The sequence below is a fragment of the Bifidobacterium tsurumiense genome, from assembly GCF_000741765.1.
Taxonomy (GTDB): Bacteria; Actinomycetota; Actinomycetes; order Actinomycetales; family Bifidobacteriaceae; genus Bifidobacterium; species Bifidobacterium tsurumiense.
This window is the reverse complement of record NZ_JGZU01000009.1, coordinates 73,259-97,145: the sequence shown is the minus strand read 5'-3', so window position 1 is coordinate 97,145 and position 23,887 is coordinate 73,259. Positions and strand designations below refer to the sequence as shown.

At 53.2% G+C, this 23,887-nt stretch carries 16 protein-coding genes; 4 read left to right on the top strand and 12 right to left on the bottom strand.

What is annotated here, in order from left to right:
* The first annotated feature begins 195 nt into the window (after positions 1–195).
* The 4 genes from BITS_RS04620 to BITS_RS04605 all read left to right on the top strand — a co-directional run bounded on the left by BITS_RS04620 (position 196) and on the right by BITS_RS04605 (position 5,534).
* Positions 196–1,797, top strand: a complete 1,602-nt coding sequence (locus BITS_RS04620; RefSeq protein WP_026641903.1) for an ABC-F family ATP-binding cassette domain-containing protein — start codon at positions 196–198, stop codon at positions 1,795–1,797.
* Positions 1,798–1,929: 132 nt separating this feature from the next.
* Positions 1,930–3,813 carry a bifunctional ADP-dependent NAD(P)H-hydrate dehydratase/NAD(P)H-hydrate epimerase gene (locus BITS_RS04615; RefSeq protein WP_026641904.1) on the top strand — a complete coding sequence of 628 codons (1,884 nt, stop codon included), beginning with the start codon at positions 1,930–1,932 and terminating at the stop codon, positions 3,811–3,813.
* A gap of 76 nt (positions 3,814–3,889) precedes the next feature.
* Positions 3,890–4,534 carry an HAD family hydrolase gene (locus tag BITS_RS04610; RefSeq protein WP_026641905.1) on the top strand — a complete coding sequence of 215 codons (645 nt, stop codon included), beginning with the start codon at positions 3,890–3,892 and terminating at the stop codon, positions 4,532–4,534.
* A gap of 76 nt (positions 4,535–4,610) precedes the next feature.
* Positions 4,611–5,534 carry a LysR family transcriptional regulator gene (locus BITS_RS04605; RefSeq protein ID WP_026641906.1) on the top strand — a complete coding sequence of 308 codons (924 nt, stop codon included), beginning with the start codon at positions 4,611–4,613 and terminating at the stop codon, positions 5,532–5,534.
* A 273-nt stretch (positions 5,535–5,807) separates the two neighbouring features.
* On the opposite strand, the gene BITS_RS04600 is transcribed toward BITS_RS04605, so the two are convergent.
* The 12 genes from BITS_RS04600 to BITS_RS04545 form a co-directional block, all read right to left on the bottom strand.
* The gene (locus BITS_RS04600) at positions 5,808–9,761 is read right to left on the bottom strand and encodes an Ig-like domain-containing protein (RefSeq protein WP_238556550.1); all 3,954 of its coding nucleotides are present in this window, start codon (positions 9,759–9,761) and stop codon (positions 5,808–5,810) included.
* A gap of 710 nt (positions 9,762–10,471) precedes the next feature.
* Positions 10,472–11,170 (bottom strand): orotate phosphoribosyltransferase, encoded by a 699-nt coding sequence (gene pyrE, locus BITS_RS04595; protein ID WP_026641908.1) that lies wholly within the window; start codon positions 11,168–11,170, stop codon positions 10,472–10,474.
* A gap of 220 nt (positions 11,171–11,390) precedes the next feature.
* Positions 11,391–12,326 (bottom strand): dihydroorotate dehydrogenase, encoded by a 936-nt coding sequence (locus BITS_RS04590; protein ID WP_026641909.1) that lies wholly within the window; start codon positions 12,324–12,326, stop codon positions 11,391–11,393.
* Entirely contained in the window at positions 12,326–13,147 is an 822-nt protein-coding gene (locus BITS_RS04585) for a dihydroorotate dehydrogenase electron transfer subunit (RefSeq protein WP_026641910.1), read from the bottom strand. Before BITS_RS04585 ends, BITS_RS04590 begins: the two co-directional genes overlap by 1 nt.
* A 44-nt stretch (positions 13,148–13,191) precedes the next feature.
* Positions 13,192–14,154: an orotidine-5'-phosphate decarboxylase gene (pyrF, locus tag BITS_RS04580; protein WP_026641911.1), complete on the bottom strand. Its 963-nt coding sequence runs from the start codon at positions 14,152–14,154 to the stop codon at positions 13,192–13,194.
* Positions 14,155–14,197: 43 nt separating this feature from the next.
* On the bottom strand, positions 14,198–15,634 hold the full coding sequence (locus BITS_RS04575; protein WP_026641912.1) for a dihydroorotase: 1,437 nt from the start codon (positions 15,632–15,634) through the stop codon (positions 14,198–14,200).
* 82 nt (positions 15,635–15,716) lie between these two features.
* On the bottom strand, positions 15,717–16,136 hold the full coding sequence (locus BITS_RS04570) for an aspartate carbamoyltransferase regulatory subunit (RefSeq protein ID WP_026641913.1): 420 nt from the start codon (positions 16,134–16,136) through the stop codon (positions 15,717–15,719).
* On the bottom strand, positions 16,136–17,098 hold the full coding sequence (gene pyrB / locus BITS_RS04565; protein WP_026641914.1) for an aspartate carbamoyltransferase: 963 nt from the start codon (positions 17,096–17,098) through the stop codon (positions 16,136–16,138). The genes BITS_RS04570 and pyrB overlap by 1 nt, the downstream gene beginning before the upstream one ends.
* Before the next feature lie 209 nt (positions 17,099–17,307).
* Positions 17,308–20,421: a bifunctional [glutamine synthetase] adenylyltransferase/[glutamine synthetase]-adenylyl-L-tyrosine phosphorylase gene (locus BITS_RS04560; protein ID WP_026641915.1), complete on the bottom strand. Its 3,114-nt coding sequence runs from the start codon at positions 20,419–20,421 to the stop codon at positions 17,308–17,310.
* Between the two features lie 103 nt (positions 20,422–20,524).
* Positions 20,525–20,863 carry a carbon starvation protein gene (locus BITS_RS09705; protein WP_407712203.1) on the bottom strand — a complete coding sequence of 113 codons (339 nt, stop codon included), beginning with the start codon at positions 20,861–20,863 and terminating at the stop codon, positions 20,525–20,527.
* A gap of 199 nt (positions 20,864–21,062) precedes the next feature.
* On the bottom strand, positions 21,063–22,286 hold the full coding sequence (gene mmsB / locus BITS_RS04550; RefSeq protein ID WP_026641916.1) for a multiple monosaccharide ABC transporter permease: 1,224 nt from the start codon (positions 22,284–22,286) through the stop codon (positions 21,063–21,065).
* The gene (locus BITS_RS04545) at positions 22,286–23,839 is read right to left on the bottom strand and encodes a sugar ABC transporter ATP-binding protein (protein WP_026641917.1); all 1,554 of its coding nucleotides are present in this window, start codon (positions 23,837–23,839) and stop codon (positions 22,286–22,288) included. Before BITS_RS04545 ends, mmsB begins: the two co-directional genes overlap by 1 nt.
* Between the last annotated feature and the right edge of the window lie 48 nt (positions 23,840–23,887).

Sequence of the window (23,887 nt, the reverse complement as noted above, 5' to 3'; positions counted from 1 at the left end):
TAATCTTCAAGCTGAGCACAGGAACCGTTGAATTCGCTCAGGGCATGAGACACTTACAACACTGCGGGAGGTCTCCATTCAGGGAATGTGTCGATTTCACACCATCGTTCATATTGATTTCGGCATATCTTCGCTATGATATTCCCCGGATTGTTTTGATGTTGCGATTACGGATAGGAACAGCAGGTAGCGAATATGGCGATTGACGCACAGGGACTGGAGATTCAAATCGGTGCACGCACACTGTTGCATGCCACTGACTTCCATGTCGGCAAGGGCGACAAAATCGGTCTGGTAGGGCGCAATGGCGCAGGCAAGACCACACTCACCCGCGTCATCACTTCGGATATGCTGCCTGCGGCAGGAAAAGTGCGCATCAGCGGCAAACTGGGGTATTTGCCGCAGGACACCCATGCCGACGACCCCGAGCAGACCGCCTTGGATCGCATGATGAGCGCCCGTGACATCGCCGCTATAATATCGCGTATGCGCAAGGCCGAGCGCGATATGACCAATCCCGATCCGGATATTATGACCAAGGCCATGAACCGGTACGACAAAGCCATGCAGGATTTCGACAAGGCTGGCGGCTATGCCGCGCAATCAGAAGCCATAGCCATGGCCGACAGCCTGGGACTTCCTCAGGAAGTGATGCAACAGCCTTTGGGCACGTTATCCGGCGGACAGCGTCGACGTATCGAGCTGGCTCGCATTCTGTTTTCCGATGCCGATACGCTGATACTCGATGAGCCCACCAACCATTTGGATGCCGATTCAATCGAATGGCTGCGCGGATATCTCAAGCGTTTCGAGGGAGGATTCCTCGTCATATCCCACTCAACCGAATTGCTGGATGAGGTCGTGAACAAGGTCTGGCATCTGGATGCGCAGCTTGGCCAGATTGACATGTATTCCCTTGGCTGGAAGGCCTATCTGCACCAGCGCGTGGTTGACGAGGAACGCCGTCGTCGCGAGCGCGAAGTCGCAGAGAAAAAAGCCGAACGCCTTATGAAACAAGGCATACGTTTGCATGCGAAGGCCACCAAGGCCGTCGCCGCACAGAATATGATGCGCCGTGCCGAACGGTTGCTTTCAGAAACCAGCGAAGCGCAGAAAAAAGAGAAAGTGGCGGATATCCGCTTCCCGGAACCTGCGCCATGCGGACGCACCCCGATTATGGCCAAGGATATTTCCAAGGCATTCGGCTCGAATATCGTTTTTGCCGGAATCAACCTTGCCATTGATAAGGGCTCCCGTGTGGTGATTCTTGGCTACAACGGCGCCGGCAAAACCACGACCCTGCGCATATTGGCCGGTGAGGAACAGCCCGACACAGGTGTTGTGGATTATGGCCATGGATGCAAGATAGGTTACTTTGCCCAGGAACATGACACCCTTGAAATGGATGCCACTGTGCTGGAGAATCTGCAACATGTGGCTCCTGAATTGGATGATACGCACGCACGCTCTATTCTCGGTAGCTTCCTGTTTTCCGGCGATGACGCCATGAAACCAGCGCATGTGCTCTCAGGCGGAGAAAAGACTCGCCTTGCGTTGGCGGCTTTGGTGACCTCGCGTGCAAATGTGCTGCTTCTCGATGAGCCCACCAATAATCTTGACCCCGCCTCTCGCGAAGAGATCCTCAAAGCCATTGCCAAGTATGAAGGCGCGATTGTGCTGGTCACCCATGACGAGGGTGCCGTACAGGCCCTGAAGCCGGAACGAGTCCTGTTGATGCCCGATGGTGATGAGGATTTGTGGAATGACACCTATCTGGAATTGGTCGCCGAGGAATAGGAACATTCGCGACGCATAGGCCGGTCATGACCACGGCAACCGTGATGGTTCCATGGTAGTCATGACCGCGGCAGCCGTCATGGTCATGGCTACCATGGAATCATCACGGCCTCACAGGGTTTGGAGGGTTCCATGGACTTGAATAACAAGGACACCCACGCTTATGCATTACTCCACAATGCGTATGTGGTAAATCACATCCGCGAGTTCGAAGAACCGCTGCTGCGAGCCGGCGTACCGCTTATGACACAGGCCGCCGCGGCGATAGCTCATGTAGCCTGCGGCGTCTTGGCATCGCGGCCCGAAAACCGGCCCCGGAATCAACGCATTGTGGTGCTATGCGGATCAGGCAATAACGGCGGCGACGGTTTGTATGCAGGAGCAATACTGGCCGACAAAGGATTCGACGTATGTGCCATTGCAGTCGGAGCAACATTGCATGATGGTGGATTGGCCGCTCTGTTGCAGGCAGGCGGAAAGCTCTTCCATCTATGTGACTTCTTTGATACGCCTGACTCATGCGACGGATCCATAGAGGGACATATTGTCAAAAGCACTCCGGCAGAAGCAGTGGAATTGGTGAGCCGGGCGGATGTGGTGCTCGATGCCATAACGGGGATAGGCGCTCAAGGACCGTTGCGCGGCGTCGCCAAAGAACTGGTGAATGCAATCAATCATTCCGAGGCATGGCAGTCTTGCACACAAAGCACTGACCGAGCCCATATGCAATGCGATTGCACAGAATCACCAAGGCCTTCGGTTATCGCAGTGGACGCTCCCTCCGGCATTGGCGTGGACGATGGCTCAATGCCGGGTGACATGCTCGCAGCCGATGTCACCATAACCTTCGGCGCGTTGAAGCCGTGCTTGATTTTGCCTCCAGCCTGTTTCAGTTGCGGCCGCATAATAGTAGTGGATTTTGATTTCCCGCTACATACCGCATCACCGGTTGCGAGAGCCATGGATGCCGATATCGCACGCAAGACAATCCGCTTGCCGCAACATACTGATTCAAAATATTCTCGTGGTGTTGTCGGACTGATCACCGGTTCCGCGCAATATCCCGGTGCCGCAGTGCTTTCCGCAGAGGCAGCGGCACGATCTAATGTGGGGATGGTTCGCTATCTGGGACCGGATCGCGCATCGAATATGGTGCTTGCCCAACTTCCCGAGGCGGTGCTTTCACCAGGTCGAGTGCAGTCTTGGATCGTAGGTTCAGGGGTGCCGGATACTGATGACGCATATGATACGCAACGCGAGCATATTGCCTCCTTGTTGAAGCGGTACACGGACGATGCGGCAGGGACCGACCTGCATGATGTCGACACAGTTGAGATCGGTGCGGCAGGTAACAACGATCCGGAACGCAATGATATTCCTTCATCTCACCATGGTTCCGCAACTGACATTCCGCTCTGCGTGGATGCAGGGGCACTGTCGCTGCTCCCCCAACGCGTCTCAGGAAGAGTGATCATAACTCCTCATTCAGGGGAATTGTCACGATTGCTCAAACGCTACGGAGAAACCGTCACGGCTCAGGAAATCAACGCCGAACCATACCGATGGGCTCGGCGCATCCAGCAGTTCACAGGCTCCACGGTATTGCTCAAAGGAGCATGCACGATTGTTGTGGGCCCTGATACTAACGGCGACATCCGAACGCTCACCGTGGACAGCGCCACTTCTTGGCTCGCAACGGCAGGCGCGGGCGATGTCCTTGCTGGTGTTATGGGAGCTCTGCTTGCACAAACCGAAGCAATGACGGACTCAAACAGCTCAACGCCCATTTCCACAGTTGACATTGCTGCGAGCGCAGCATTCATCCACGGCAATGCGGCACGGGCGGCTGCCGGCATGAGGCCATGGTCACTGACCGAGCACATACGCAGATATGACAAGAACGTCAATTTCCAAGTGACTCAGCCATCGACAATAGGACAACCGATAGTGGCCTCAGAACTTATCGGTTCACTACCCCAAGTTGTTGAGGCACTGTTTTCAGATTCGGTTTCATGACATGCTCGGTGCCGAGATTCGGATAGACTGGCCGTTGTACACAGACCGTCAAACCAAAGGTGGCGCAATGACCGGAATGCAAACCCCTCAGCCAATTCATGATGTAATCTTTGACTTTTGCGGAGTCTTGCTGGATTGGCAATGCAGAGCATGTCTGCAAGGCCATTTCGATCAGGCCATTGTCGACCGGATTTGCGCTGACGATGATCCTTGTGGTTTCTATCATTATGAGGATCGCATGGATGCCGGTGAGGATTTCGCCGATCTCATTGTGGAATATCAGGCTGAGTACGGTGAGGAACTCGCCTCGATTTTCCGGTATTACATCAAGCATTATGGCGATGCTCTGCCCCGTATGCTTCCTGGAATGGAGGCGTTGCTCAACGATATTCGCGAAGCCGGACTCGGCGTGTGGGGCCTGACCAACTGGTCACATGAGACATTTCATATCGCCTTTGAAAAGTTCCCCCAGCTTGAACGACTGTTGAATGGCACGGTGGTTTCGGGCGTGGAGAAGATGCATAAACCGAATGCGGATATCTATGAACTCGCTTTGCGCAGATTCGATATCTCCGCGCAAACCTCGGTCTTTTTCGACGATACCGCCAAAAATATCGATGGTGCACATGCTGTTGGATTGCATGCTTTCCGATTCACTGATGCCGAGCAAGCGCGCAAGGATCTGCAAGGACTCGGTGTCGCTCTGCCAACAAGGGACTAGATAGGTGTATTGCGCTGGGAGACAAGCTCAGTGAAACCAAATTCCCTCGATAGAGACGCTGATATACACTGCCAGTATGACTTTGCTGCAGCTGAAATACATCGTCAAAATAGTCGAATGCGGTTCGATGAACGAGGCTTCCCACGAGCTCTATGTTTCGCAGCCGGCCTTGAGCTCATCCGTCAAGGAATTGGAAAACGAACTGGGCATCGAGATTTTCACGCGATCGTCCCAAGGCATCGCTCTGACTGTTGATGGCGCAGAATTCCTGACATATGCCAGGCAGGTGCTCGATCAGGCCTCACTGCTTGAAGAGCGTTACAAGAACGCGAAACCGCGCAAGCAGCTTTGCAGCGTATCCACTCAGCATTACATGTTCGCAGTGGAAGCATTCGTGGAGATGATCAACTCCAGCCAATCCGACGAGTTTGAATTCACACTGCGCGAGACTCGCACCAAGGACATTATCAATCAAGTGGCCAATATGCTGTCGGAAATCGGCATCATCTATCTTTCTGATTTCAATAAGCATGTTATCGGCAAGCTGTTGCGTGAAAGGCATCTGGAGTTCCATCCGTTATTCCGCGCCCCGCTGCATGTGTTCATTTCAAGAGACAACCCTCTTGCCAGCAAGCAACGTGTCACCATGGAGGATCTCAAGCCATTCCCGTTCCTGCAATACGAGCAGGGCGATGAAGGAAGTTTCTTCTTCGCCGAGGAAGCGGTGTGGCCTGAATACTCTCCCAAGCAAATCAATGTCACTGATCGTGCAACCATGCTCAACTTCATCATTGGCTTGAATGCGTACACTGTGTGCACTGGTATTGATAACGGTGATTTGAACAATGAGAAAATCCTCACCGTTCCGCTCGATAGCGACGAAACCATGCTGGTCGGCTGGGTTACCAATGAGCGAGCCAAGCTTTCCAAGGCCGCACAGAGCTACATCGAAAAGCTCAAAGAGGTTGTGGACCGCCACGGGTACAAACTCATTGACTAGATTCGAACAATTCTCGCTCATCCGATGCTGACAGCAATTTGAGATAAGCGCAGTCATCATTGCATCAGTTATTGCCGCAATGATGGCTGCGCAAATTTCAGTACTCAGTACCGCACTTCTTGCTGAAATAACGACAGTAATGATGACCTCAGTGAAGTCTGCAATCAGCGCTGAGAACCATGTCTTGCCACTAAAACAAAGCGTCTGGCGGAGCAGAAACCCCGCCAGACGCTTTCCTCAGCACTTCAACTCTTGAAGAATTGCACCGTTACTTCATTGTTTATTGGAGACGGCACAATTCGGCGTGACGTCCGCAACGAGCTGGCCTCCAGATACGGCAACGCTGTCACCTGACACATAGTAATCCTTGCCGGACTGGTTGTCCCACGTGGATCCGTAGCCGAAGGCCATACGTACTTGCTCACCTCCTGTATCAGGAACCGTGATCTTGTACCAACCAGAACACGTGGCAGTCATGCTTGTCGGCTCGGACCATTTGCCTGCTGCAAGATAGTTGATCTTGACATACTTCCATGATGGATCCGGCTTGTAATACACCGTCATAGGCCGTTCAGGCGCGGAAACCATGACCTTGACGCTGGCGCTCTTGCCTCCTGCGAATGCAGTCACCGTTGCCGTACCGGCCTGCGAACCTGCGGTAAGCATTCCCGTGCCGGTGACCATTGCCACAGAAGAATCGGAACTGCTCCATGTGACGCGCCGTTCTGTGGCGTTGTCGGGCTTCACCGTTGCGGAAAGCTGCACGCTTGCGCCGGACTTCAGAATAAGCTTTCCATCGCTCAGTCCGTCACCACTGATCACCACACCGGTTACGGCTACAGGGCAGTTCAAAGCAGCCAGGGAATTCGCATTGCCTGCACCGTCCCACTGCACGGTACCGCCATCATACGGCATACCAGGCTGATTAACGCCAGGATATTGCCGGCCGCCACCATCGTTGAACAAGACCTTGGCGCCCGCAGACAAATCATCGGGAACCACGTACTTGTACCAACCGGATTGGGCGCATCCATCATTCGCATCTACCGCTTCCATCTCCACGCCAGGCCAGGACGCATTGGGATGGGCCGAAGAGCCGTCTCCTGTGTACACATAGGCGAACATCTTGTTCCAGCCCGAAGGCTTGATGGCATATATGGTGTTGGTTGCGACCGGATCCACCTGAGGGCCACCAGTGACGGTGACGGTTATCGAATCCGATACGCCGCCCGCCTTTGCAGTGATGGTAGCCACGCCGGCTGCGACAGGGGTGACCACACCATCGGCGTCGACCGTTGCAATCTGTGTATCCGAAGAGCTCCACGACACCGATGCTCCGGCAGAATCGGTGGTGACCGTCAACTGCTTGGTCTGCACACCATCCGTGATATCAGTGGTGTAATCGGTCTGGTCGATCGAGACTGATCTCACTGCGGATGGCACCGAGGTTCCTCCGATATTGGCCATGGTCACAGTGAACATATCATCATCTGATTTCTCAAAGGAGTTATTCAACTGAGAACCCGTATCCGGCAGATCCGCATTGTCATTCATCGCCAGATCGTATGGCAAGGAATCCATGGCGGACAAGCCGAAGGTCGCAGCCAGTTGAACACCGAGACCATATTCGTCAATATGGTCTGCTGTGGTACCGAGTTCCTCCAATGGAATGGCGATCTCGTAATGGTCATCCATACCGGCTGAATTATGGCCTAAATCGTTGAAATTCACCCATTGGGCTGCATTCTGGTTTTCGACTTTCATATCCCCGACATAGCGTCCGTTGTTCTCACCCCAGCCACCGTTGATGCCAACGACCTGCGAGCTGAGGATGCCATTGCCATATCCAAATTTGATATTGGATTTCTTTGTATTGGTCTCCGCATTGGCTGCCGGACCATATTCCGCATTGGCGTCGAGGCCGTTCTCATCGCCACTATACATCCAAGGACCGTTTGAACCGTTCGTGGAAATCGTGACCACCTTGTTGATCTGCTGGTCACCGCCCCATGTGATATTGGACGCCCACAATGATCCACCTGTGCTCAGTCCGGCATTATTGCCAATACGAGTGCTTTCGTCCTTGGTATCGATGGCGATATGGAATGGCAGATTCTGCGTTTGCCACAGATGCCCCTGGCTCAGCGGGTAATCGTCAACCGTATCGACCACATCCGAAACATTGGTCATTTCCCACATCAGATACAGATTGTCGTCATCGTAGGTGCCATACAAGGTGTACAGATCAATGGGAACTTCATACATGGAATTGGGGCGATAGACGCGAGGATCATCATTGGCGGCGCCCTGTGCGATCACCATGGAGCTATCCCAGTCCGCGATGCTCGCATCCTTGCCGCTATTGAAGTTGATGGTTTTCCTCACCTTCATCTCTTCTGTATTGGTGCGGTATTGCGATGCGAGGTTCTGCTTAGGCACCTCCACTTTGTTCATGGTTATGGTGTTGCTCAGCTTCTGCCCTTGCTTGACCTTTGTGCCGTCTTTGCTCGCAGTGCCGGTCACCGTCACCGAAACGCTCTGTCCGGCAGCAATATTGGCACCGACCCATATGACGTCTCCATCCTTGAAGCTTCCTGACGCTCCTTCGGATGTGGTGTATTGCAGGGTATCAGCATCCTGTGCATGCAGAGTGACCTTGACCTTGTCCGAAGAAAATGATTGCGCATCCGACTGTGCAGACACATTGGGATCGGATTCACCCTTGACGTAGAAAACACTGATCGCGTTGCCTTTGGCATACCCGGAAACGATTATGCCGTCTTTGACGACAAGCTGACCGCCATTCACCTCATCGGGATAGGTGCCATCATCAAGATTGACGCTGAGACCGGCGAGATTTTGATCCGTTCCCATATTGGCGATCGTGACGCCGTCATTCTGCACGCCATCCTTGGCATATCGCTCGATCATGAGGCAGGTCTTGTCCTTGCAATTTTGCAAATACTCGCTCTTGCCATCCATGGCATTTCGGAAGTGGTTCACCGCCGCTACTGCAGGATTGTTCCATTCCCCGTCGCCGGTATCGCCGAGCTGGCTTGTTTCCGCGAATTGCGGCTGCGAACCGCCGGATCCCTTGGGTCGATTGAAGAATAGCGGAGCGCCGGCTTTTCGGGAACCGACAATAGCCCAGCCAAAGCGAATTTGCTCGGCTGTCAGCCAAGTGGATTCCTTGTCACCATTGGCATAGTTGTCATGGGATTCCACCCAGGTGACCAATTGGTCCTCATTGACGCCTCCGGTATCGATGTAGTTCACCATCTTGGTGTCGAGATTGCGCGAAGCTATCGCCGCGCGAATGGTTTTCCCGTAATTCGACGCCGTATTGCCGCCGCCGTCGGAGGAATTGTTCTGGAACATATTGCCATAGGCCCGGTAATCAAGACCGGAATCCCCCTGCAGGACTTCGCCGTATTGGAATTGAGACCCGTTGTTCAATATCGTATTCCAATAATTTGAACTTGAATTATTGAAATTCTCATTCGCCAATTCCACATGTTTGGCGGCATCATAACGGAATCCGTCAACGCCATCCGCAACGGCTGTTTTCAGGAATTCCTGCATACGATCGGCAACATACTGGTTTTGCGTATTGAGATCCCATAAGCCCAGAAGATGGCATTGTGTCACCTTGTATCGGCTGCCATAGTCTTTGATTTCCCCATTGGGACCGTCGCAACCGGTGCGTTTATGGAAATACTCCGTATTCTGCCAATTGGAGTCTATGGCCGACCAATCAGAAGTGAAATGGTTGGCCACCACATCAACGATCACACGAACTCCGTATTTGTGAGCGGTTGCCGTCATCGTTTTCAGATCGTCTTCGCTGCCAACCACGAAATTGCCGATTGCGGTATTCGCAGGCTGGTAGACGTAATACCAATTTTCAGTGAATCGTTTGCCATTCGCCGGAACATATTTGATTTTGCTCATCGGCTCTGTCTGGATGGAAGTGTAACCGGCTTTGGCGATCGCCTCCATATTCTCCGTGATGGTATTGAATGACCACATCCAGGCGTGGAGGATGGCGCCGTCCTTCATATGCTCGGCCAAACCGTAAGTCTGTCTGGCTGATTCAAAGGCGGAGTTGCCCACCGTATCCTGATAGCTGTCCCTATTGGCGGCAAAGGCAGCAGAGGCAATGCCCATTCCTCCAAATAGTGTGGCAGCCGCCACTGCACCGGCCGCCGCCTTTTTCCATATGTTCACAGCACGGGTTTTCCGTGCATATCGTCTGCGCTCCACTCTGGTCAGCTTCCCAGACTGTTCGCAGTATTTCGTTGTGAATGTTGATGTGAATACATTCGCAAGGTATGCGAATATACGAGTGCTTCGTCGCACCTTATCCTCCCTGCTTCTTCGCAGAATAATATGAGAACGTTTGCTATTGCAAACGTAACACTAAAAATACCACAGTTTCAGGGTTTATAGCGACTTCATATATGAAAATGTGGACTGAAAATACGGTAATTTATTGCAATATTTGCAAACGCTCTCATTGCCAAAGTGATGACAATGCATCGTATATGGCACATAGATATGGGGTTATGCGTGACTGCAAACGTTTCATAAATCATGTCATATTGAAGCTGCGGAACAGCATGAAGATATGACCACCACAACGAGGTCTCCATCGAGTTCGCATATTGCAGTCGATGTGCAAAATGCAAGAATGCCGAGAGATGACAACGGCGAGAGACTCAAAAACAAGGAACTTAAAAGCAAGAGACTCGAAAGCGAGAGACAACACAAGCAAGAAACCGCAAAGATGCGAAACAATAAAGGCGCAAAATAATACAACGCGAAACCATAACAATGCGGAACAATGAAGGAGCAAGGCAATGAAAACGCCATGTGTCACAACGTTCTTTGCAAGAAAGCATTGCGACGCATGGCGCCTCAGATAGTTCAGTCGAGGATCAGGCTCCGTATTGGCTCATATATTCCTCAGCCCTAGCAATGATCTCATCATTGAGCAGGGGCTTTCCTTCGCCATCTTCCAAATTGGCGGCAGCTGCAAAAATCTCGCGCACATTGGCAATGGCGAGTACCGGGAAACCGAATTCCTTCTCCACCGATTGCACTGCGGACATGTCGCTGTCCTTGGTTTTTTCCATGCGATCCACGGAAAGCACCAAGCCGACCACTTGGACATCCACGGCCTCTTTGAGTTTCGGCAACACCTCTCTGACTGCTGTGCCGGCAGTCATGACATCATCGACCAACAGCACTTTCATGCCATCGCGCAATTGTGTGCCAACGAACATGCCGCCATCACCATGGTCTTTTTTCTCCTTGCGATCGAAGGTGTATCCGACGCTGAGATCATGCCGCGAATACAAGGCCATAGCAGTGGAGACAGCCAGCGGAATCCCCTTATACGCGGGACCGAATACGGTGTCGATATCTTTCGGCAGCTTTCCGGAAGCCATGGCCTCGGTTATCTTTTCAGCATAGAAATCGCCAAGCGTTGCGATTTTTGCCCCGTTATCAAATGCGCCTGCATTGATGAAATACGGTGACTGCCGACCTGACTTCAAGGTAAAATCGCCGAATTTCAGGACCTGTGAATCCAAAAGGAACGAAGTGAATCGTTCATCCAGAGATTGATGTTCCATGAGTACAACCTTCCTTATCAATTACTGCGGCTATGCTGCGAATATGCCTGCGTTGGAGCGATGCAACAACTTGCTGCGAAGTCGCATGTCTTGGCGTGAATCGCGCAGTGTAACGAATGCTTTGCAATGCACATGGTTGAGCCAATCCGTTATGCCGCACAACATGATACGGCGCATCCGCATGGGCTCTGCAACGCAGCAAGACATCGAAACTCACTACTTAACGCCAAGTCTGGCCTTGTGCCAGCTTTGCCGCCAATTGCGGCCTTGAATCCAACAGATCATCCAATTCCCGGGCTATACGCAAGGGTGCCGTCGGATCGTACAACGCCGCAGCACCGACCTCGACCGCATTGGCCCCTGCATACAAATATTCAAGAGCCTTTTCACCGGAATCTATGCCGCCGATTCCAATAATGGGAATATCCGGCAATGCCTGCCGCACTCTCCACACGAATCCCAATGCAATGGGGAAAATGGCCGGACCTGAGACGCCTCCGGTTCGGTTGGCGATTATCGGTTCTCCTGTGCGAATATCGATGCGCATGCCCACCAAAGTATTGATCAGGCTTAATGCGTCGGCGCCAGCGTCCACTGCCGCCTTGGCAATCGACACGATATCCGTCACATTCGGCGACAACTTGACTACCATAGGCTTATCGGTTATCGGACGCAATCTGGAAATGAGTCGGTGCAGGGTTTTGGGATCAGAGCCAACGCTCATGCCGCCGTGACTCACATTCGGGCAGCTGACATTGATTTCCAGCATGTCAGCGGGAGAATCGGCAAGTTTCTCCACCACTTCGGCATAGTCGTCATCGCTGTGGCCTGCCACATTGGTCACCACTGTGGCACCCAATTCCTTGAGCTTGGGCAATTCATCGACCAAGTAATGATCGACGCCAGGATTCTGCAAACCCACAGCATTCACCATGCCAGCCGGAGATTCCGCCGTGCGTGGCGTCGGATTTCCTTCCCACGGAACAGGCGAAACACCTTTTGTTGAGATCGCGCCCATCTGGCTCACATCATAAAACCAACGGCAAGCCGCCAATTGGAAAGTTCCCGAAGCCGTTCCCACCGGATTCTTCCAAGGCACACCCGCCACCTTGGTGCCATGCTTCCACTCATGCGGTTCATACACATTCATGCTCATTATGCCCAACCCAACTCCTCAGCGGTGAACACTGGCCCATCCGCACACACTTTTTTCCGGCCTTCCAAGGTGTCCACAACACACACCACGCATGTGCCGTAACCGCAACCCATACGTTCTTCCAAACTGAGCTGGCAGCCGATGCCACGACGCTGCGCCCAAGAGGCGACTGCCTTCATCATCGGCGTCGGACCGCATGACAGAATCACGGTGGTCAAACCATCAACATTGATCGAATCCTCGATCTGATTCAACAGGTCGACCACATTGCCTTCCGCATTCGTGATGCTTTCCACACGGTTGGCGTATTTGCCAACCAAATCGTCCGCGAAACGCGTGCTGCGGTATCCGAACACGGCACTGACTTTACAATCAGGACGCTGTGCAAGCTGCTGCGCCGTGAAAATCAAAGGAGGCGCACCGAGGCCGCCACCGACCAACACATAATGGGCATCGTCTTGCAATCTAAAGGGTTTTCCCAAAGGCCCCAGAACGTCAACCGTATCCCCTGCCCGCAAATGGGAGAATTCATCGGTTCCCTTGCCAACCACAGCGAAGATGAGGCTCACTTCTTCACCATTGACTTCGCTGATGCCGAGTGGTCTGGGCATGAGCTTGAGCGGGTCCGATGAGAACAGGTTGACGAATTGCGCGGCCTTGGCGTGCGCCGCGATGTACGGGTCACGGAAGGTCAGTCGATACACTCCCTCGTCAAGTCGTTGGTTGTCGGTGATTTCGACCGAACGACGTCCGGGGAAATACCCTGCAGCCGTGGCCTGTTCCACGGCTCGCGCCGTTGGAATAAATGATGAAGGTGACATGGTGCTCCTCACATGGAATCTGATTGTTCCAGCATACTGTGATGTCAGTAAACGAAAGTGCGCAGATCGTCGCGCATATTCATGGCTGCCTGCCTTGCGGATTGTGCCACGACTTCCAACGCTTGCCCGGCATCGAGTTCGGTGCTGTATGACTCGGATTTTCTCCAAGCTCCGATAATGCCGCGGGAGGAATTGACGATTGCCCCGCTGCCGTTCTTATCGAACATGCCAGCCACATCGGCACCGCTCCCTCCTTGAGCGCCATATCCAGGCACCAGGAAGAAGGTATGCGGCATACGCTTGCGCAATTGCCTGCCCTGCTCAGGATGGGTGGCCCCAACAACGGCTCCTACGCGGGAATACCCATGGGAGCCTATTGTGTCCGCTCCCCATTCTTCAACCAAATCCGCCACTCTCTCATACAGCTTGCTGCCATCGGTCAGTTCAAGCTCTTGAATTTGCGCGCTCGATGGATTTGAAGTGCGCACCAGAGCGAAAATATCCTTATCGGCTTCTTTCGCCGCTTCGACAAAGGGTTCAATCCCATCTGAGCCCAAATATGGGTTGACGGTGATGGCATCCTCATGCCAAGGATCCGTATGCGCTTCGCCTTCGCCGATACCTCGCAAATGGCCGGCATAGGCCGCGGCCGTGGAACCGATATCACCTCGTTTGATATCGCCCAAAACATACAATCCCTGTGACCTGGCATATTCGCAGGTCATGGCATATACATCCACTCCGGCAGGACCAAGAGCCTCATACATGGCGATTTGTGGCTTGACCACTGCTACCACGTCGCTGATGGCATCGATTATCGTGCGATTGAACTCAAAATATGCCACCGCTCGTTGCGCTGCCGGGATCTCACTGGGATCCTCGACTTCTTCGGCGACCTCCTGTGCAAACGAATCAATGACCTGCTGCGGCACCAAGGCATCCGTGGGGTCCAATCCAACAACACTCGGATTCTGCGCCGCTTCAACGGCTGCGATGAGTCGATCCATAATTATCCTTTCTCAAGTCCTGTCACCAATACCGTGATGCAACTCAGACGGCGGCATCCAATCGTGAGAACACCAGCGAAGAACCAATAATCGTGGCCAACGGCAAGCCCGTGACCTCCCAGCCTGCAAATGGCGTATTGCGTGCCGCGGAATGGAACCGTTCGGGATCAACGGTCCACCTGCGAGTGGTATCAAGTATTACGAGATTCACCTGGTCGGGATGTTCCACTGCGGCCAGGTCAAGCACTCGCTTGGTGGCGCATGACGAAGAGGTATTGAGCAATGCCGCCACATCCGTAGGGCGATGCCCCACCAATCGCGATGGTGCGACCGACATCAATTCGATAAGCCTTTGCTCATCGATATATCCGCCTTCAACCAGAACCTTATGGCATACACCATATGCGCATTCCAAACCGATAATGCCATTCGGCGCGTCCACGAATCCACGTGCCTTTTCCTCGTCGGTATGAGGAGCATGATCCGTGGCGAGCATATCCACCGTGCCATCTGCCACGGCTGCAATTGTGGCTTGCCTGTCCGCCGCCGAACGCAGAGGCGGATTCATTTTCGCCATGGTGCCGTAGCGCAGCAGATCTTCATCGCATAACGCCAGATAATGCGGGGCAGTCTCACACGTGACAGGCAATCCCTCAGCTTTCGCGGACCGTATGGCATCAAAAGCCAGCGCTGTGCTGACATGCTGGAAATGAATATGCACTCCTGTGCGCCGTGCAGCATCGATATCGCGCTCGACTATTGCGAGCTCGGTATCCGCGGGAATCCCGGGCACACCCAGTTGACGCGCAATGGGACCGTCATTGACCGCACCTGTATCATGATGTTCACAATGCTCGATAAGGCACAGTCCCGTTGCTTGCGCATTACGAAGCGTTTCTTCCAGGGTGTCGGGAGTTACCGCAGAACCGTCATCGCTTATGGCTACTACGGGGTGTTCCCGTTGCCATGAAGTCTTGGATTCATCATCGTGCCCTGGAATCTCATGCTGCCAGCGAGCCGGATCGCTGGCTTCCTTCCCCTCTCGCCCCTTCGATGCGCACACGCTGAGCGCATATTGCACAGGGAGTTGCACACCATGAATATCCTCATAACGCTGCAGATATTCCAGAGAAGTCCGGCATCCGGAAGACAGCACTTCCTGTGCGCCGGGCTCTCCGTCGACAGCATCCTCTCCGTCTATGGCGAGCAGCGTATTGGGCATGATCAGCACATTGGTATATCCGCCGGATGCCGCTGCCTTCGCTCCGGAGACCATCGATTCCTTATAGGTCTGTCCCGGGTCGCGAAAATGCACATGCGGATCAGCAAAGCCTGGTGCGATCGTCATAGAAGAAGCGTCAATATCGCCTGATATTTGCGCCCCGTTTTCGCGAAGCAGACGCGCCTCATCGACCTGCGGGATCACTACATCGATACGCTCTTCGGTATCCCAAACACGAATGTCATGGAGCGTGAGCATGCTGATTCCTTTCTTCTGTGCAATTCTTCTGTACACTGGACTGCCGCACTCAAGGCCGCAAATACGACAATATGTCCGCTATTTACAGCTTTGCTTCTTCGTCGCAATAATCACAACGATATTCCTGTCGTGGTGAATGCGAGAGATGGAACATTTGTTTCAACCCAGGTTCAGTGGTGGTGACGCATCGCGGATTGACACAAGTGATGACATTGATCACATGCTCGGGCATGCGCGGATTGACCTTGTCGGTTATGGAACCCCCGCGAACGATATCAACCGTGGCCTGAGGAGCGACGAAACCCAGAACGTCAAGGTCGATATCCTTGTCATCCTCGATTTTGATGATGTCCTTAGTGCCGAATCGCTTGCTGCTGGCATTCATGATCAAAGCCAAACGAGTCGAAGCCGGGTCGATATGCAAGTATTCAAGCACCTTCAAAGCGGTGCCTGCCGGCACATGATCAATGATTATGCCGTTATTGATGCTGGTAACTTCCATCAGACATCCAACTCCTTGGGTTCAAGCGGTTCATATCCGGGCAGCTCGTCGCCCACGACCGAACTCTCCAATGCCATGCGCATGAGCATGCCGTTCTTGACTTGCTCGAAATATGCGGCGCGGGGATCGTCGTCGACTTCTACGGCGATTTCGTTGACACGAGGCAGAGGGTGCAAAACTGCCATATTCGGCTTTGCCAACTTCATTTTCTCGGTATCAAGAATGTAGGTGTCACGCAGACGCAGATAGTCATCCTCGTTGAAGAATCGTTCCTTCTGCACTCTGGTCATATACAGCACATCCAAATCACCGATGACTGAACTCAAATCACGCACTTCGGTGTAGGAGCAGGTCGCAGTGGATTCAATGCGATCAATGACATATCGTGGTGTTTTCAGCTCATCCGGGCTGATCAACACGAAATGAACGTTGCCAAATCGGCACAGTGTTTCGATCAATGAGTGCACGGTTCTTCCGAACGTCAAATCACCGCACAATCCGACGGTGAGGTCGGTTATGCGTCCGAATCTCGACTGCAATGTCGCCAGATCGGCCAGTGTCTGCGTGGGATGCATATGACCGCCATCTCCGGCGTTGATCACCGGAACCGAAGATGCACGGGATGCGACCAATGCGGCTCCCTCTTTGGGATGGCGGATTGCCACGACGTCCACGTAATTCGAGACTGTTTTCAAGGTGTCGGCTATGGATTCGCCTTTGGTAACGGATGCCAACTGCGCTCCGGCAAAGCCGATGACCTTTCCTCCCAAACGCAGCATGGCGGTTTCGAAGCTCAAACGTGTTCGCGTGCTGGGCTCATAAAATAAGGTGGCCAACACCCTGCCTTCACAAGTGTGTGCCACCTCTTTACGATGCGCGTCGATATATTGTGCCTTATGCAATAATTCACGAATTTGCGCAGTGGATACGTCATCCAATGTGACGACATGACGCCCGACCATACCGTCACCACTCGGGTTCGCACCGCCCGAATTTGCACCGGCAATCATCTGTTCTGACAACGGCTCACCTTTCTGTTGTGCAAGGTGGCCACCTCATGTGACCTAGCCAACCATACGCCATTTTGAGGACACAGAATCATACCGGAGTGTCCATATGCGGCACGGTTATGACACCGGCAATTTGCCTATTGTTTCAAAGAAATTCAGGCTCATAGACCGTAGAACAGCCGTTCTGTGACTTCGCGGCATTGTCTCATGACGGCCAGCATATCATTCTCGAAATGCTGCCCCTGATGCGCGTCATATCCCATATAAATGGCGATTCCACCAAGGGAATACAGATCATCGGGCAATATGTCAGCGCGCGACGCCCTTCCGGACCACAGATAATTGCCGTTCCTGGCTGCAGTGCACAATTTCCACGCCTTACGAAGTATGAAGGAATCCTGTTTGCTGACAAGTCCCAGATCAGTTAGGGCTTGCAAAGCGACCATGGTCGACTGCGTTCGCAAAGTTTCATGCTTGCCGGCATGCTGCATTTGCATGAGCTGGACGCTCCACTCGACATCGGATAATCCACCTTTGCCCAATTTAAGGTGTCGTTCCCGCCTCACGCCGCGGGGCAACCGTTCGGATTCCATTCTCGCCTTGAGTTTGCGGATCTCTCCGATTTGCGTCTCATCTAGCGCTTCGGCCGGATAGCGCAAGGGATTGGCGATTTCAGTCAGGAACTGTTGGGACAATGCCTCGTCGCCGGCACAGTGTCGGGCGCGCAACAAAGCCTGATGTTCCCAAGTACTCGACCATGACGCATAATATTCAGCGCATGATGCCAAGGAGCGGACCAAAGGACCATTCTTGCCTTCAGGCCTCAGATCAAGATCAAGATCGATGCGCGCCTCCAGACTGACAGGACCTTGCAGAATCGAGCGCACATCATCAACCACTTGCTTCGCGAATGCATTGGCCTGATCGTCTGCCACCCCGTTTCTCGCCTGATAGATAATCATTGCATCGGCGTCCGAACTGAAATTCATCTCCCTGCCGCCGTATCGTCCCATGCCGATTATGGCAATCGTGGCAGGAGCGGCATCCACTTTCCATTCCTCACAGCGATTGCGCATCGCCCAGGCAACGGAGGCATCGATTATGGCATCGTTGACATCACTCATACCGTCCAAAGCATCATCGTCTTGGATGACATCGTTCATCCAGCCCAGACCTATGCGCTCGATTTCATGTCGTCTCAGCGCTCGCATGGAAGTCGCGAAATCCTTGGCCGAGGCTCTGCTGCGTTCCAATGTCGCCTTGCATTGCACATCCAGGCTTGCACGACTGCGCGGACGCAAAGCGTCGTCATCGCCAAGCCATGTCACCGATTCAACCGATTTGTTGAGGGCTTCCCCGAGGAATCGAGAATTTGATAGCACATGGCACAACCGTCCTGCTGCCGAAGGCGAATCACGAAGAAAACCGAGATATTCGCTTTCGTCACGGAAGCGCTCTTCCAATGTCCTCCAACGCAACAGACCCATATCCGGATTCTGCCCTTGACCCAACCATTGCAAAACGGCGGGAAGAATAATGCGATTGATGCGTGCAGCTCTTGAAACGCCTTCGGTCAACGCTTCGACATGCTGCATGGCGGCCTGTGCATCCGCAAAGCCAATGGATTCGAAGCGTTCACGTGCGGCCTGCTGCGAAAGGGTGAATGGATCAGCACCTGCCTGCGCACTGATCGGCAGCATGGGACGGTAATAGATATCCGTATGCAGATGGCGAATTTCCCGACGCGTTTCATCGAATCGTTCAACCAGTTCATCAGAACGCATGCCCACCTGTCTGGCCAATCGACGAAGTTCCGCATAGCCCTGCACATCTTCCGGGCTCAAATCGCGCTTACGGTCCAACCCTCCCTGATTATTTCCTCCCAGATCAGGGAACAGATGAGTGCGTTTCATCACCCACATTTGCTGTCGATGTTCAAGCACACGTTCGAAACGATAATCCCATGACAGATGCTCCGCCTGTTTGCGAGAGACGTAACCGCCCTTGGAAAGCGCCTGCAAACCTCCAAGAGTCGAAGGTATTCGCAAGGTTTCATCCGATCGGCCATGCACTAATTGCAGCATTTGCACAGTGAATTCGACATCCCTCAGCCCGCCTTTGCCTAGTTTCATCTCGCGGTTTTTCAATGCTTCCGGTATCAGGGATTCGACTCGTTTGCGCATTTGCTGGCAGTCGTATACAAAGTTCTTTCTTGCCGATGCTGACCACACCATAGGACGGACCATGTCCGAAAAGGCCTGTCCGAGGGCTTCGTCTCCCGCGCATGGCCTGGCTTTGAGCAAAGCCTGAAATTCCCAATTCTCCGCCCACTGTTCGTAATATCCCCTGTAGGACTCCAGTGTGCGCACCAACGGACCGTCCTTGCCCTCCGGCCGCAATGCATTATCAATCTGCCATAGCGCAGGCTCGGATCCCCCTGGAATCACCGATTGGCACAGTCGCTGAACCAATGCACCGATTTTGGTGCCGACACGAGTCAATGCCATGCCTCGCAATTCCTCGTGATCATCCTGAACTTCGGCTTGCTTTACGGGTTCGACCACATACATCACGTCGACGTCGGAGATGTAATTGATTTCACGGGCGCCGAGTTTGCCCATGCCGATAATGGTGAACCGGCACTTATCACCGTTCGGGACATGCTCTTGGGCAATGCGCAATGCCGCAGTCAATGCCGCATCCACCAAATCCGAAAGAGCCCGGCTTACTTGTGGCTGGATTTCCATGGCATCATCCGCGCAAAGGTCCTCAACCATAATGGAAACCAATTGTCGCCGATATGCCGCTCGTAAAGCGTCACTTTGCCGGGCCAGCCGCACCACGGGCGATGGCACTTCGCCAATGCCTTGCACTGCATTCCAGATCATATCGCGGCGCTGGTCGGAATCCATAGCCGTTCCATGATATTGATCGCCACAAGCAGCCTGCACGAGATCAGGGCGCGTGCGCATCAACGTGCCGAAATACTCGCTGTTGCCCACTACCTTGATCAGTTTGCACAATGCATCTTCATGTTGAAAACAGCCAAGATCGTTGTCTGCAGCATTGCGGCAATGTTCATGGATATCCACCAGCGAGCGCAAAGCCGTATCAGGATCGCCGGTGCCTTTCAATGCATTCAACAACACCGTGACGAGTTCATCGGGCAAATGTTCCGTCGCCCGTGCGATTAATTCACGTGCCGTATCGAGGTTGTGCAGCCCTGCCTGAATCAGATCGCGTGTGGAAATGGTGCGAGAAGCGGAAATATCCATGACCTCAATGTACATGCGTCCGGGCATAAATGGCGAAGCATCGCGCGCAGGAACCAAAACCGGCACGACACTGCACTGCATGCACATCCCATATTATGCGAATTTAACGGCTTTTGGCTTCGCTATTGCTGTCAGAGGCACCATTGTGGGGAGCGAGAGTCGTATCCATAGACTCTGAGGCGCTCAAAGACCGACGTCGCGCAGTCGGTGAATCAGTTTGGTTTGAAGCATCCCCACTTTGTTCTGGAGCATTCCAATCATGCACTGCGTTATATGCGGTATAACCAATAACCACCGCCAAACACAGGCTGAATATGATATTGGCCCATGACCATATGCTGCCGTCATCATATGCTTCGACCAAACTTTGTGTCAGCCAAATGGCGCATGCCAACGAGGTCAATGCATATAAACGTGCCCTGTGACGTGGTGTAAATGTCATGTTCCATCCTTGAATCAATCAGTATTATCGCTTGAAAGCCTTCTGCTATGGCAATCGCATATGAAGTTGACGTGCACATTGCCGCTGAGTCATGCTTATGACCCATGATTGCATATTGAAGAGCGGAATCGGACCGATACCGGCCTGACTCCGCTCAATTGTTCTTACCCCAAGGTCTTAGCATCCCAAGGGATTGCTATCAACCCTTCTTGCGCTTGGACATGATGTCGATGGCCACTGCGACCAGCAATACCAAGCCCTTGATGGTCTTCACGATTGCGGTGTCCACACCCATGATGGACAGACCCTGGTTGATCACGCCCATCACGAATGCACCGACGACAGCACCTGGAATGGTTCCGATACCGCCGGTCACTGCGGTTCCGCCGATGAAGCAGGCTGCGATTGCGTCCATCTCGAATTCCATGCCGGCCTGGGCGGTTGCGGATGCAAGTCGCGAAAGCATGCAGACTGCGGCGACCGCGGACAAGAAGCCCATATGGATGTAGAGCGTGAAGTCTACTCGCTTGGTATTGATACCGGAGAGCACGGCGGCCTTGCGGTTGCCGCCGACAGCGTAGACATGGCGTCCGAAAACCGTCTTGGTAAGAATGAAGTTGTATATAACAACCAGTACGCCGACGATGACCAACATAATCGGCGTTCCGCCTTGGGTATCGTTTCCGGAAGATGCCAGCAAGTAGGTGACGAAGGCGATGACGACTGCAGCCACCACGATCTTGACCAAGGTCAGGGTCATTGGCTCAGGTACCAGTCCGACCTTTTCCACGCGGCGGCGCTTGGCCAGCTGTCCCCATGCGAAGGCCGCTATGCACAGCAGGCCGAGCACTATGGTCAGACCATCGAATGGTCCCCACCAGCCCAGGATATTCGGCAGATAGTTGCGTGCGATGCCGCGGAAGGCATCCGAGGTAATCGGCACGGATTCGCCTACGATAACTGTTGCAAGTCCGCGGAATATCAACATGCCTGCCAATGTAGTGATGAATCCTGGAATGCCGACATATGCCACCCAGAATCCCTGCCAGACACCGACTACGAGGCCTACCAGCAGCGAGAGGAGAATGGCGAGCATCCAATTGACGCCCTGCCGTTCCATAAGCAGTGCACACACGCCGCCTATGAACGCCACCAAGGAGCCGACCGACAGATCGATATGAGTGGCGATGATCACCATCACCATACCAATGGCAAGGATGATCACATATGCATTCTGCTGAATCAGCGAAACGAAGCTGTTCGGCTTGAGCAGAACGCCTTTGGTCAGAATCTGGAAGACAACGACGATAACGAGCAGTGCGCCTACGATGCCGTACTGCCGAGCGTTGTTGGCGATGGTGGCGAGAAGACCACCGGTCTCTTCCTTGCGACTAGCGCGGGGATTTGCAGTTGCAGAGCTCATTATGCTGCCACTTCCTTTTCCTTCGTCATACCCTTCATCAGGTATTCCTGGGTGAATCCATTCTTGTCAACATCATCGGTGACTACGCCCTGGCTGACCGTGTAGATACGGTCGCAGATGCCAATGAGCTCAGGGAGCTCCGAGGAGATGACGATTACCGCCTTGCCGGCATCGGCCATTTGGTTGATGATTTCGTAAATTTCGTATTTTGCACCGACATCGATGCCTCGAGTCGGCTCGTCGAGGATAAGCACATCCGGATCGGAGAGCACCCACTTGGCCAATACGACCTTCTGTTGGTTGCCGCCAGACAGTGTCGAGACCTGAACGTCGATGTCATGGCATTTGATATTGAATTCCTTGCGATAGAATTCAACCTGCTTGCGTTCGATATTGTCGTCCATAACTCCTGATTTGCTCATCTTTTCCAAAGATGCCATCGAGGCGTTCTCGCGAATATTCTGCAACAGGTTCAGACCGTAGACCTTGCGATCCTCGGTGGCATATGCCAGACCGGCGTCAATGGCAGCCTGCACGGAATGCAGCTCTGTCTTCTTGCCCTTGATATACACTTCACCGCTGATATTCGAGCCGTAGGATCGTCCGAATATGCTCATGGCCATCTCTGTTCGGCCTGCGCCCATCAATCCCGCCAATCCCACAATCTCACCGGAGCGGACATAGATATTGGCATGGTCGACGATGACGCGATTGGAATCCAGAGGATGATGAACCGTCCAATCCTTGACGCGCAGATACTCTTCGCCCGGTTCATTGGACTCGTGTTCAGGATATAGATTGGTCAGTTCACGGCCCACCATCTTGCGGATGAGCTCGTCCTGATCCAAAGGCGTTTCCTTGGTCACATACATCTGGCCCACTGTGGAACCGTCACGGATTATGGTGACGTTGTCTGCAATGGCTGCGACCTCATTGAGCTTGTGAGTGATGATGATGCTGGTCACGCCATGCTCGTCACGAAGTTGGCGAACAAGGTCAAGCAGGTGAGCGGAATCCTCGTCATTGAGTGCCGCAGTGGGCTCATCGAGGATGAGCAACTTGACGTCCTTGCTCAGCGCCTTGGCGATTTCCACCAACTGCTGCTTGCCGACGCCGATATCCATGATCTTGGTATCGGGATCCTCTGGCAAACCGACGCGATCGAGCAGCTTCTTTGCTTCGGCTCGGGTCTTGTCCCAGTTGATCACGCCGCCTTTGGCCTGTTCATTGCCGATGAAGATATTTTCCGCGATGGAGAGGAAGGGGCTTAATGCCAGTTCCTGGTGGATGATTACAATGCCGTCGGCTTCGGAATCATTGATATTATGATATTCGCTTTTTTTGCCATCGAAGGTGATCGTTCCCGAATAGCTCCCATAAGGATAGACCCCTGAAAGCACATTCATCAAAGTTGACTTGCCTGCACCGTTTTCGCCACAGATGGCGTGTATTTCCCCACGATCCACAGCGAGGTTCACATTGGTCAGAGCCTTGACCGGACCGAACGTCTTCGTGATGTTTTCCATTGTCAAAATGGTGTCTTGATCAGACATGCCATCACTCCTCGTATTCAGTGTGCTGGTTGGTGGGTGCGCACGGTG

Bases quoted from the DNA above. Each gene is read 5' to 3' on its own strand.
- BITS_RS04620 (WP_026641903.1), top strand. From the start codon at position 196: ATGGCGATTGACGCACAGGGACTGGAGATTCAAATCGGTGCACGCACA.
- BITS_RS04615 (WP_026641904.1), top strand. From the start codon at position 1,930: ATGGACTTGAATAACAAGGACACCCACGCTTATGCATTACTCCACAAT.
- BITS_RS04610 (WP_026641905.1), top strand. From the start codon at position 3,890: ATGCAAACCCCTCAGCCAATTCATGATGTAATCTTTGACTTTTGCGGA.
- BITS_RS04605 (WP_026641906.1), top strand. From the start codon at position 4,611: ATGACTTTGCTGCAGCTGAAATACATCGTCAAAATAGTCGAATGCGGT.
- pyrE (WP_026641908.1), bottom strand. From the start codon at position 11,170: ATGGAACATCAATCTCTGGATGAACGATTCACTTCGTTCCTTTTGGAT.
- BITS_RS04590 (WP_026641909.1), bottom strand. From the start codon at position 12,326: ATGAGCATGAATGTGTATGAACCGCATGAGTGGAAGCATGGCACCAAG.
- BITS_RS04585 (WP_026641910.1), bottom strand. From the start codon at position 13,147: ATGTCACCTTCATCATTTATTCCAACGGCGCGAGCCGTGGAACAGGCC.
- pyrF (WP_026641911.1), bottom strand. From the start codon at position 14,154: ATGGATCGACTCATCGCAGCCGTTGAAGCGGCGCAGAATCCGAGTGTT.
- BITS_RS04575 (WP_026641912.1), bottom strand. From the start codon at position 15,634: ATGCTCACGCTCCATGACATTCGTGTTTGGGATACCGAAGAGCGTATC.
- BITS_RS04570 (WP_026641913.1), bottom strand. From the start codon at position 16,136: ATGGAAGTTACCAGCATCAATAACGGCATAATCATTGATCATGTGCCG.
- pyrB (WP_026641914.1), bottom strand. From the start codon at position 17,098: ATGGTCGGGCGTCATGTCGTCACATTGGATGACGTATCCACTGCGCAA.
- BITS_RS04560 (WP_026641915.1), bottom strand. From the start codon at position 20,421: ATGGATATTTCCGCTTCTCGCACCATTTCCACACGCGATCTGATTCAG.
- BITS_RS09705 (WP_407712203.1), bottom strand. From the start codon at position 20,863: ATGACATTTACACCACGTCACAGGGCACGTTTATATGCATTGACCTCG.
- mmsB (WP_026641916.1), bottom strand. From the start codon at position 22,286: ATGAGCTCTGCAACTGCAAATCCCCGCGCTAGTCGCAAGGAAGAGACC.
- BITS_RS04545 (WP_026641917.1), bottom strand. From the start codon at position 23,839: ATGTCTGATCAAGACACCATTTTGACAATGGAAAACATCACGAAGACG.